Genomic DNA, 9,675 nt, shown 5'->3' with positions numbered 1-9,675 from the left:
TGTCATGACCTCAAGCTCTCGAACCGCCCGGTGCGGACCCGCATGCCGGGTGGTGTGGCAGGGGTGCCTCCGAATATGGAGGCCCCCTATGCCGATCTCAGTGCGCAGGCGGCGAGCCTTCAAGTTCCATGGCGCCAGTCGCCACATGCACCCAGTCCACCACCTCGCCGGTGGGTTGATAGCCCTGCACGCAGCGCTGCAGCAAGGCCCGTGCGGCAGGAATGTCCTGGGCGGCGAGCGCCAGGCTCAGCGCTTCCAGGGTGTGCTGAAACGTGTTCCAGGGTTGAAAGTCTTCGCGGGCACGCAAGATGCGGGGGTGTTGTGTGGGCTGAGGGTCGTCACCAATCAACAGCTCTTCAAACAGCTTCTCGCCCGGGCGCAATCCTGTGGTGTGAATCTCGATGTCACCGGTGGGGTTGAAGGGGGTCTTCACCTGCAGGCCCGAGAGCTCCACCATGCGCTGCGCGAGGTCCATGATGCGCACCGGTTCGCCCATGTCGAGCACGAACACGTCACCGCCCTGCGCCATGGCACCAGCCTGGATCACCAGTTGGGCCGCTTCAGGAATGGTCATGAAATAGCGGGTGATGTCCGGGTGGGTGAGCGTGATCGGTCCGCCGTCCCTGATCTGCTTGCGAAACAGCGGCACCACCGAGCCGCTGGAGCCCAGCACATTGCCAAAGCGCACCATCGAGAACGTGGTCGGACCCGCTTCGGCAGCCAGGGCCTGCAGCACGAGTTCGGCCATGCGTTTGCTTGCACCCATGATGTTGGTCGGGCGCACGGCCTTGTCGGTGCTGATGAGCACGAAGTGCTTCACGCCCGCCGCTTGCGCACTCAAGGCGCAGACCAGCGTGCCCCACACGTTGTTGCGCAGGCCCTGGGCCGGGTTGTGTTCCACCAGCGGCACATGTTTGTAGGCGGCGGCGTGGTAGACCGCGTGCGGTCGCCAGGTCTGCATGATCTGTGTCATGCGCTCCTGGTCTTGCACCGAGGCGAGCAGCGGCACCAGCGTGACGGCCATGGGCGCTGCAGCGCTGCTGCCATCCTCTGTATCCAGTGGATCGGTCTGGCTGCCCACCAAGGCCGTGATCTCGTGGTGGATCTGGTAGAGCGCGAACTCGGAGTTTTCCACCAGCAGCAGCGTGCGTGGCCGGCAGGCGGCGATCTGGCGGCAGAGTTCGCTGCCGATGCTGCCGCCTGCGCCTGTGATGAGCACCACCTTGTCGTGCACGAGGCGCTGCAGCAGCGTCGCGTCGGGTGTGACCGGTTCGCGGCCGAGCAGGTCTTCAATCTCCAGCTCGCGCACGTCGCTCAGGCTCACGCGGCCTGCAGCCAGATCCGACATGCCGGGCATGGTGCGCACCCGCACCGGCAAATGGCGCAGCGATTCCAGCACCTGCATGCGACGCTGGTGGGTGATGGACGGCAGCGCCAGCAGCAGATCGGTCACGCCCAGCTCGGGGATCAGTTCGGGCAAGGCCGCGGGTGAATGCACCGTGCGCCCGTCCAGGCTGTTGCCGTGCAGTTGTTCGTCGTCGTCCAGAAATCCCAGCAAGCGGTGTTCGGTGCCACGGGCCAGTGCCGCGGCCAGCTGTCGGCCCGCTGCGCCCGCGCCGTAGATCAAAACACCTGGCAGGTCCTTGCGCTTCAACGCCGAGCGGTACAGACCACCGAGCCAGTAACGCACCACCACCCGGCTCAAACCCACAAAGGCCATCAACAGCAGCGGCTGGATCACGCCCACCGTGCGCGGTATGCCCGGCACGCTGATGACGGTGAAGACCGTGGCGTAAAACAGCCCGTACAAGGTCATGGCCTGCACCAGGCTGACCATGGCGTTCCAGCCCGCGTACCGGAAGATGGCGCGGTACAGGCCGAAGCGCACGAACAGCGGCAAGGCCAGCAGCACCGAGCCCAGCATGGCCCAGCCGTGCACCGGCTCCAGACGCACCCAGTGCTCCAGCCGCAGGCACAAGGCCAACCACACGGTGAGCACGCACAACGACACGTCCACCGAAACCGCGACCACCCGCTTGGCCAGGCGTGGCATGTCCAGCAGTGTGGCGGCTGCCGAGTTTTCTGAATCCCTGTTGTTCATTGTTTTCAGTGGGTCACGCCGTCGCGGCGCAACACCTTCACAAACGTCATCCACAGAATGCGAATGTCAAAAATCAGAGTTTGACGACGCATGTACTCGGCGTCCAGCGCCACCTTCTGCGGAATCGGCAATTCATCCCGGCCGTTCACCTGCGCCCAACCCGTCAATCCGGGCACCAGTTCGTGCACGCCGTGCTCGGTGCGCAAGGCGATCAGATCGTGCTGGTTGAACAGCGCGGGGCGCGGGCCCACAAAGCTCATGTCGCCTTTGATGATGCTCCACAGCTGGGGCAGTTCGTCGAGGCTGCTTTTGCGCAGAAAGGAGCCGATGGGCGTGAGGTAGCTGGCAGGGTCGGGCAGCAGGTGCGTGGCCATCGCAGGTGTGTCGATCCGCATGCTGCGGAACTTGGGCATCTTGAAGATCTTGTTGTGGCGGCCGACACGGTCGCTCCAGTACAAGGCCGGCCCGGGCGAAGTGAGGCGCACGGTCAGCGCCACGCTGGCCACCGGCATCAGCAACACCAGCGCCGCTGGAAGGGCCAGGGCCAGGTCAAACAGGCGTTTGATCACGGCGCGAGCCCCACCACCGCGCGCCGCAGTCCTTCGTCCACCGAAATGGGTGGGCTCCAGTTCAGGGTGTTGCGGATGTGGCTGATGTCGACCTGCAGGTTGCCGAGCAGGCGTTGCGCCATGTCGCCCTTGCCCAGGATGTTCGCTCCGAGCTGGAGCAGCGAAGGCGGGACAGGGAAGAGACGAGCCGGCTTGTTCATCGCCTGACCGAGGCGGCGCAGCAGGTCGGCGGTGGACAGATCCTCACCGTCGCTCACCAGAAAGGTCTGGTTGGCGGCGGCGGGGTGGTCGATGCAGGTGACGAGCAGGTCGACCAGGTTGTCCAGGGCGACGAAGCTGCGGCGGTTGTGGGTGACGCTGGCCAGGGGCAGCGGAACGCCGCGCTGCACGGCGCGCATCAGCGCAGCGAAGTTGGCTTTGACGCCCGGCCCGTAGACCAGGGGCGGGCGGACGATGACGACCTCCATGCCCGTTTCTGCAGCGATCTGGCGCAGGCCTTGTTCGGCTTCCATCTTGGAGATGCCATACGGGTCTTGCGGTGCGGGGGCGTCGGCTGCGCTGAAGGCGTGGTCTGTGGCTGTGGACTCGCCGTTGACCTTGACCGAGCTGACAAAGACGAAGCGGCGCACGCCGGCGGCGACGGCTTGTCTTGCCAGGTTGAGCGTGCCGTCCACGTTGACGCGACGGAACTCAACAAGCGGGTTGCTGGCACGCTCGGCCATCACGTGCACACGGGCCGCGAGATGCATCACGGTGGTACAACCATGCAGCGCAGGGGCCCAGTCGGTTGCTCCGTCGACAGCCCCAACTGCTATTTTCCCGGCTGTACCCGGTGAATTCTCGATCGCGGTTCGGACGCATGCGCGCACGGGCAACCCGTTGGATGCAGCGCGGGAGCACAACGCACTGCCCAGGTACCCGTTTGCTCCGGTGACTAAGGTGCTCACTGTTTGCGCCACACCGTGCGGTTCACATAGTCTGTGTAGCTCATGACCACCCTCAGCACTTGCTGTGACACGTTCAGCGCCTCGTAGTCTGCGACCGGCCGCCTCGACACAGGACCTCGCTCGTGCTGCGCCAGCACTACTTTGACGGCCTCCAGCACGTGTTCCTGCTGGAGGCCACTCATGATCAAGGTGCCGACATCCATGCCTTCAGGGCGCTCGTGAGCGTTGCGGATGGTGATGGCGGGGAGGTTCAGCAGCGAAGCCTCCTCGGTGATGGTTCCACTGTCCGACACCACGCAGGCCGCTTCCATCTGAAGCTTGTTGTAGTCCAGAAAGCCAAACGGTTTCACGAACTGCACCAATGGATGAGGTGTGCCGCGGTTGAGGGCTTCAAGCCGGTTTCGGGTGCGTGGATGGGTCGAAACGATCACGGGGTACCCATAAAAAGTCGCCAGTGCGTTCAGGCTGTCGAGCAGATGACCCAGATGTTCGGGTATATCGACGTTCTCTTCGCGGTGCATGCTCACCAGGAAGTAACGACCGCTGCTCAGTCCCATGCGGTTCAACACATCGGAGGTCACGATCTTCGGCATGTAGTGGTCGAGCACCTCACGCATGTGTGATCCGGTCTTGATGATCGTTTCAGGCCGAACACCTTCGGCAATCAGGTAGCGCCTCGCGTGTTCGGAAAGCACCATATTGATGTCGCTCAGATGATCCAGCACCTTGCGGTTCAACTCCTCCGGCACGCGCTGGTCAAAACAACGGTTGCCAGCTTCCATGTGAAAAACTGGAATCTTGCGTCGCTTGGCCGAAAGTACCGCCAGGCACGAGTTGGTGTCGCCATAGAGCATCACGGCATCCGGCTTTTCCCGGGCCAACACCTCATCGGCCTTGATGATCACCTGGCCGATGGTCTGTGCCGCGTTCTCACCAACGGCCGCGAGGAAGTGATCGGGCTTGCGAATCTCCAGGTCATCAAAAAAGACCTGGTTGAGTTCGTAGTCGTAGTTTTGTCCCGTGTGCACCAGCACATGTTGTGTGTGTCGATCAAACTCGGCAATGACCCGACTCATCTTGATCAGTTCGGGTCGCGTGCCGACGATGGTCATCACTTTAAGCATGGAGCGCGCCTTGGATGAAGTCGAGTTTAAGCAGCAGTTGCTGTACCTGTTCGATGTCGAGCCGCTCCGTGTTGTGCGACGTGTAGTCCTCAAGCGTTGAAACGCGCGTTTCGCCTTCGACGAAATACTTGTTGTAGTTGAGGTCACGGTCGTCCGCTGGAACCCGGTAGTAGCGGCCCATGTCATCGGCGCGCGCCATCTCTTCGCGCGACAGCAGTGATTCGTACAGTTTCTCGCCGTGCCGCGTGCCGATCACGCGCATGGCGCTCTCACTTTTGAACAGCTTGATGAGCGCCTGTGCCAGATCGCCCACCGTCGAGGCCGGTGCCTTCTGCACAAAAATGTCACCCTGCACCGCGTGCTCAAACGCATGCAGCACAAGATCGACCGAATCCTCCAGGGACATCAGGAAGCGGGTCATATTCGGGTCGGTCACGGTCAGGGGTTTGCCGGCGCGCATCTGGTCGACGAACAAGGGAATGACCGAGCCGCGAGACGCCATCACGTTGCCATAGCGGGTGGCGCAGAAGACGGTTTCGCCGTCCAGACGCGAGCGAGCCTTGGCCACCATGAGCTTTTCCATCATGGCCTTGGAAATGCCCATGGCGTTGACGGGATAGACCGCTTTGTCGGTGCTCAACACGACGACGCGCTTGACGCCAGCGGAGATAGCCGCGTTCATCACGTTTTCGGTGCCCAGCACGTTGGTGCGCACGGCTTCCATGGGATAGAACTCGCACGACGGCACTTGCTTTAGCGCAGCGGCGTGAAAGACATAGTCGACGCCGTGCATGGCTTGGGCGACGCTGTCGAGGTCGCGAACATCACCGATGTGGAATTTGAGCTTGTCGTTGTTCAACGCAAGGCGCATGTCTTCCTGTTTCTTCTCGTCTCGGCTGAAGATCCGGATTTCGCGCACGTCTGTGTCGAGAAAACGGCTCAATACCGCGTTGCCGAAGGAGCCGGTGCCGCCGGTGATGAGCAAGGTCTTGCCACTAAACATTGAAGTCTTTCAGTGAAAGTCGCGCATCTGCGCGATGAGGTCGGGCCAGGCAGGAGCGACGTACCCCGTGGCCGCCTGGAAGCGCTCTGCGTTCAACGATCGATCGATGGCGAGGTGGTCATCTGGCACGATGTCAATGGTCTTGCCATAGGCATCCCGAATCAGGTGCAGCAGGTCGAGCTTGGCGATGGGTTCTGCCGCCACGTGGTACAGCCCTGTCAAGTCGGGTCTGGGCAGCACCACGTCCCGTACAACGCGTGACAACTCGACGGTGGGCAGGCCTGAGAAGATCGCCTTGCGGTAGCCATTGACCCGTCCTTCCTGCGCGAGGAACCATTCGACCAGACCGCGTGCACTGCCAAGTTCGTGCCCGATGATGGAGGTGCGCAGCGTGATGGCAGTCGGGTAGTCCACTTCCCCCAGATACTTGGAGCGGCCGTACAGGTCTTCTGCGTCTGATGGGTCCGATTCCCGGTAGCCACCCTTCCTGCCGTTGAATACGCAGTCGGTGCTGATGTGCACCAGACGCGCCCCGACGAGACTGCACAGGCGGGCCAATCGATGGGGAAGCATGGCGTTGATGGGCAATGCTGAAAGTGGATCGTCAGCCTGAGCCAGTTGTTTCACAAGCCCAATGCAGTTGATCACCGCCGCAGGACGAACCTCAGCCAGCAGCGTGGTCAATGAGTCGACATTTTCGACATCGATTCCCGTCACGATCCGCTTCGCCAGAGACGGGTCGAAATGGCGCAACAAAGCAGTTGACCGTGCCGTGCCCCACGCCTCGTACGCATCCGCCTGCGACAGCGTGCGCAGCATGGCGTTGCCCAGCATGCCCGAGGCACCCAGTAGCAAAATTTTCAACCTGACTTCTCCTGAATCTTGGATTTGTGCTTCGCCACAAGCTCTTTGAGCTGCTCCATCAGATCACCGGTCAAATGATCGAGCGAGAAGTGTGCAAGTGCATATCGGCGCGCATTGTCCCCCATCTTGTCGAGTGCCGCGCTTTCCATTTCCGCCAGCGAACGCACCGCTGTAGCCAGTGCAGACGCGCTGCCCGCCGAGCACGAAACGCCGGCCCCGGCTTCGGTGACCACTCGTGCACCTTCGCCATTGAGAGAAGCGATGACAGGCCGACCAGCAGCCAGGTAGCCCTGCAGCTTGCTCGGGATGGTGTACGCAAAGATCGGCTCGTCGCGCAGCGAGACCAGCAAAGCACTCGCAGCAGCGTAGAGCACAGGCATGGCAGTTGGCGAAAAGCGCCCTGGCATCCGCACATTTCGAAGCCCTCGGTGCTGGATCTCCTCGCTCAGCCATGCAGACAGACTGCCACTTCCGATCAAGAAGAAGCGAACGTCAGCCCCTTCATTCAGAAGCCGCTCCGCAGCATCAAGGATGGTGTCTAGAGATTGGGCGGCTCCAAGGTTGCCAGCGAACACCACAGAGAATCCCGAAGCGATTTCTTTGGCCAGGGCCTCGACTCCCGGGGGAGGATTGGTTGACGGTTCTTCAACCCACGCGTTCGGGTAATAGCGAATGTCCGCTGAGCCGTTCGTCAAAGCTTGTATGGGTGCACGAAATGCTTCAGACGGAACAAGCACCCGATCGGTGTAGCGGTAAATGAAGCGCACCACCAAGGCCACCATAGCGAGCACCCTTTGATTCCGCACAAATCCTGTGGCCGAAAGGCTCTCAGGCCACAGATCCTGTACCCAAAGTGCGATGGGAGCGCGTTTCAAACGGGCAAGCCAGATCGCAGGCAAGGCCTGCAGGAGTGGAGATGGTGCGTAAACAAACACCGCATCGAATGTTCGATGGCGCAACACCCAGGGGCCGAGGACCGACCCAGCCACGATGAACGACAAGTAGTTGAGCAGCAGGCGCATTGAAGACCGTTTGCCGCGTGGAAACAAGGGAAGACGCAGGACTTCGATACCGTCACAAGACTCGCGGGATGTGCCCCAAGCCGAATAGCCGGCAAACACACTGCCTTCCGGATAGTTGGGTTTTCCGGTCAGCACGGTGACTTGCAAGCCGCGTTCTTGCAGGCTCCTCACCAATGCATTGATGCCGAAGGTTTCTGGCCAAAAGTACTGACTGACCAGCAACACCCTCATGAGCGCTCCGACAAGATGTCGCTGCACAGCGAGGCGTAGCGCGCAGCCTGTACTTGCCAGAGGTACTCGTCAGCAACGATGTGCGCGAGCACATGCGCGTTGTGCTGTTGCTGCTCTGGCGAGTTCAGTGCCTGTGTCAGCCCATCGGTCAATGCCTGTGTGCTGACAGCCACCATGAGCCCGGCGCCGACCCGTGCCAGATCTGACAGGCCACACGCGTCGGTGAACAGCACAGGGCATCCGCAGGCACCCGCCTCCAGCACCACGATGGACATGGCCTCGCGACGCGAAGGGATGGCCAGCAAACGGGCGCTGCGCAAGGCCTCCGCCTTCTTTGCGCCGCTGAGGAAGCCGGGAAAGTGCACCCGGTCTTGCAGCCCGTGGGCCAAAGCGTTCGCTCTCAGCGTCTCCAGCAGGCCGCCGTCCGGCCCGGCCATCACCAGGTGGTGGTCTGGAAAGCGGCTGGCAACGTCGGCAAATGCCTCCAGCAACAGGTCAGGCCCTTTGATGTGGTTGAGCCGTCCGAGGAACAGAACAAAGGGGGCACCATTCAAGCCCGCTGCGATATCGGCGCTGGCCGTCTGGCGGCTTCGGGTGGTGTGATCGTATTGTTCGGGGTCGATGCCGTTGGGGATGACACGTATCCGGGCATCGGGGATACCAAAGGCCAGAAAATCGGCGCGTTCGTCCTGCGTGATTGCGATGCACTTCGCTGCAGAGGTGACGATCTGGCCGCCTACCCAGGCGTTGTACAGGCGCTTGATCAGCAGCGATCGTCCGAATGGCCGCAGCGCCCCTGCGGGATTGAATAGGTAGGGCTTGCCCAGTTGGCGGCAGGCGCGGAAGACCCGCGCGTTCAACACGGTCCAGTGTCCGGAGAGATGCACCACATCGGCGTCGGCCACCAACGCACGGAGCTCGCGTGAAGACAATCTGGGCATGAAAAATCGGTGGTTGATGCACGGAGCCGCCACCATCCTGACGTCTGCGAGTTCTTTTTGCCTCTCGGCCGTGTTGCCGATGTCCAGCGTCAGGATGGTGCATTGCGCGCCTTGACGCTGGAGGAAGCGCGCGATTTGAAACGTGCGCTCAGCGGTTCCGCCCCCCGTGACGGTGTCCAGCAAATGGTTGACCAGGAGCACTTTCATATCGATTCTCTGGTTGACAAGCCGTCTCGATAGCGCACTCCAAATGCCTGCAATGCATCCACAAGTTCCAATGAAGGAGCGAATCCCCACTCCCGCAGCTTGGTCGATCCGTAGGTGCAGTACGGATCAATCTCGCTGCGACCTCTCAGACGAAGGATCGCTTGCAGCACCCATTTCGGTAACGCGACGGGGTGAGTCGGATAGTCTGGCACCTGTAATGCCTTCATCAGCAGCTGCTCGACTCTGCGAAATGTGTTGGACGGGTCGTGATCTTCAGCGACGATGAACACCTCGCGTCGTACAGGACGGTTCACGCGACACAAAAAATCCAAGGCCGCAACAACGTTCTCTACCGGAACAAGATGCATGCTGCGTTGTCCAAACAGGGAGGAGCGAGCGAAGTTCAGCCACCCTGAACGGTGCACGAGGCTGTTGCACAACGTTTGCAGTGCTTGCCCACCCTCTCCGAACACGGCGCCAGGCCTCAGCACCGCCAACTCAAAACGGTCGTTCACTCCATTCAAAAAGGCACGCTCTATCGCCAGTTTCTGTTGCCCGTAGTCATCGATGGGATTACACGGAGTCGATTCGTTGATGGAGCCCCCGGCAGTCCTTCCGAAAACCGAGATCGTGCTGCAGTGGATCAGGCGGCGAATGCGTGCCTTC

At 61.4% G+C, this 9,675-nt stretch carries 9 protein-coding genes; all 9 read right to left on the bottom strand.

The features are described from left to right. Positions 1-97 precede the first annotated feature (97 nt). Positions 98-2,101: a polysaccharide biosynthesis protein gene (locus tag ACN4F8_RS17065; RefSeq protein ID WP_419474660.1), complete on the bottom strand. Its 2,004-nt coding sequence runs from the start codon at positions 2,099-2,101 to the stop codon at positions 98-100. Between the two features lie 5 nt (positions 2,102-2,106). Then, on the bottom strand, positions 2,107-2,667 hold the full coding sequence (locus ACN4F8_RS17060; RefSeq protein WP_419474661.1) for a sugar transferase: 561 nt from the start codon (positions 2,665-2,667) through the stop codon (positions 2,107-2,109). Then, positions 2,667-3,617, bottom strand: a complete 951-nt coding sequence (locus ACN4F8_RS17055) for a UDP-glucose 4-epimerase family protein (protein ID WP_419474659.1) — start codon at positions 3,615-3,617, stop codon at positions 2,667-2,669. The genes ACN4F8_RS17060 and ACN4F8_RS17055 overlap by 1 nt, the downstream gene beginning before the upstream one ends. Next, on the bottom strand, positions 3,614-4,741 hold the full coding sequence (wecB, locus tag ACN4F8_RS17050; RefSeq protein ID WP_419474658.1) for a non-hydrolyzing UDP-N-acetylglucosamine 2-epimerase: 1,128 nt from the start codon (positions 4,739-4,741) through the stop codon (positions 3,614-3,616). The genes ACN4F8_RS17055 and wecB overlap by 4 nt, the downstream gene beginning before the upstream one ends. Further along, entirely contained in the window at positions 4,734-5,744 is a 1,011-nt protein-coding gene (locus ACN4F8_RS17045) for a polysaccharide biosynthesis protein (protein WP_419474657.1), read from the bottom strand. Before ACN4F8_RS17045 ends, wecB begins: the two co-directional genes overlap by 8 nt. 9 nt (positions 5,745-5,753) lie before the next feature. Continuing rightward, positions 5,754-6,608: a dTDP-4-dehydrorhamnose reductase family protein gene (locus tag ACN4F8_RS17040; protein ID WP_419474656.1), complete on the bottom strand. Its 855-nt coding sequence runs from the start codon at positions 6,606-6,608 to the stop codon at positions 5,754-5,756. Further along, positions 6,605-7,861, bottom strand: a complete 1,257-nt coding sequence (locus tag ACN4F8_RS17035) for a glycosyltransferase family 4 protein (protein WP_419474655.1) — start codon at positions 7,859-7,861, stop codon at positions 6,605-6,607. The genes ACN4F8_RS17040 and ACN4F8_RS17035 overlap by 4 nt, the downstream gene beginning before the upstream one ends. Continuing rightward, the gene (locus ACN4F8_RS17030) at positions 7,858-8,985 is read right to left on the bottom strand and encodes a glycosyltransferase (RefSeq protein WP_419474654.1); all 1,128 of its coding nucleotides are present in this window, start codon (positions 8,983-8,985) and stop codon (positions 7,858-7,860) included. The genes ACN4F8_RS17035 and ACN4F8_RS17030 overlap by 4 nt, the downstream gene beginning before the upstream one ends. 20 nt (positions 8,986-9,005) lie before the next feature. Next, the coding region (locus ACN4F8_RS17025) for an NAD-dependent epimerase/dehydratase family protein (RefSeq protein WP_419474653.1) at positions 9,006-9,675 on the bottom strand (670 nt) is incomplete at its 5' end.

It is taken from the genome of Hydrogenophaga sp. (genome assembly GCF_048549895.1).
Classification (GTDB): domain Bacteria; phylum Pseudomonadota; class Gammaproteobacteria; order Burkholderiales; family Burkholderiaceae_C; genus Hydrogenophaga.
This window is presented reverse-complemented; position numbering and strand designations above follow the sequence as displayed.